Genomic DNA, 1266 nt, shown 5'->3' on the forward strand with positions numbered 1-1266 from the left:
AAAGGAAATTATCATGAAAAAGACTAAAGGTTTTACCCTCATCGAATTAATGATCGTTATCGCCATCATCGGTATCTTAGCTGCTATCGCTCTCCCTGCATATGCCCGTTACATGGCTCGTGCACGCTTCACTGAAATTACCACCGCAGTTGCTGGTGTTCAGAAGCAGGTTGAACTCTGTATTTTCGATTTAGGCCATACTGGTTATACTGCAAAGACACATATCGTTCCAAATACCGTAACCAGCGGTAGTGGAGCTGGCTCAACAACCCAGAATTGTTCAAATGGTCAGAACGGCAGTGGTTGGAAGATTGATGCAGCTAAAGATTATGCAACTAAGTACGTTCAAGAAATTAAAGTGGATAAGGGTGACATCACAGCTAAAGCAATTAAAGGTAATGGTTTAGATGATGCTACTTTCATTATCAAGCCATATTTTGGTGAAGGTAGTCAGGATAACGGTATTGTTGACTGGAAGAGAGATTCAGCATCTACCTGTATCTCTAAGAACCTCTGCTAATTTAATTGGTTAGAGAATAGACTTATAAAAGTTTAGTTTAAACCCCGCCTCTGGCGGGGTTTATTCTTGAAATAGTATAAAAGCCCCCAAAAATAGAATTGAGTGTTGGCGTTTTTAGCTTTCACTTAAAATAAATAAGACCGAATCAAACATTAGATTCGGTCTTCGATTACTACCTAAACGAATGAGTTACTACAAAGTCTAGGGTGTTACATGCTAACCAAGCACATTAGCAGAGGTCGTTTTCTCTACAAGTAAAGTCCACAGCAGCATTACCTAAAGCAGGGTGTGGAGCATGAGCAACACCGTCACCTGGAACCCAGTCAACGATACCGTTATCTACTGCACCGAAAGTTGGGTATACAGTGTATGTTGAACCATTCAGGCCATTACCTGCGATAGCGGTAGCGGTGATAACGCCATCTTCTACATTGATGTTTGCAACATACTTGGTTTCATAATCTGCAGCAGCGCCGATTCTCCAACCATTGCCACTCTGACCGCTGTCACAAGCATCTGCAGGGATCTGAGCGTACTGAGCAAACACAGCACCAGTATCGAAGATACAGAGTTCAACCTGCTTCTTAACACCGTCAACAGCAGAAGTTACTTCAGAGAAACGGGCACGAGCCATGTACTTAGCATAAGCTGGAAGAGCGATTGCAGCTAAGATACCGATGATGGCGATAACGATCATTAATTCGATGAGGGTAAAACCTTTAGTCTTTTTCATGATAATTTCCTTT

At 42.0% G+C, this 1266-nt stretch carries 2 protein-coding genes; one reads left to right on the forward strand and one right to left on the reverse strand.

What is annotated here, in order from left to right:
- Positions 1-520: pilin (locus T489_RS0112295; RefSeq protein ID WP_369791983.1), on the forward strand; the 520-nt coding region annotated here is incomplete at its 5' end.
- Between the two features lie 229 nt (positions 521-749).
- On the opposite strand, the gene T489_RS0112300 is transcribed toward T489_RS0112295, so the two are convergent.
- Complete coding sequence (locus T489_RS0112300; RefSeq protein WP_084155529.1) at positions 750-1253, reverse strand: pilin; 504 nt, start codon at positions 1251-1253, stop codon at positions 750-752.
- Positions 1254-1266: the final 13 nt, after the last annotated feature.

It is taken from the genome of Ruminobacter sp. RM87 (assembly GCF_000701925.1).
Classification (GTDB): domain Bacteria; phylum Pseudomonadota; class Gammaproteobacteria; order Enterobacterales; family Succinivibrionaceae; genus Ruminobacter; species Ruminobacter amylophilus.

Excerpts from the sequence above, each read along its gene's own strand:
- T489_RS0112300 (WP_084155529.1), bottom strand. The coding sequence starts at position 1,253 with ATGAAAAAGACTAAAGGTTTTACCCTCATCGAATTAATGATCGTTATC.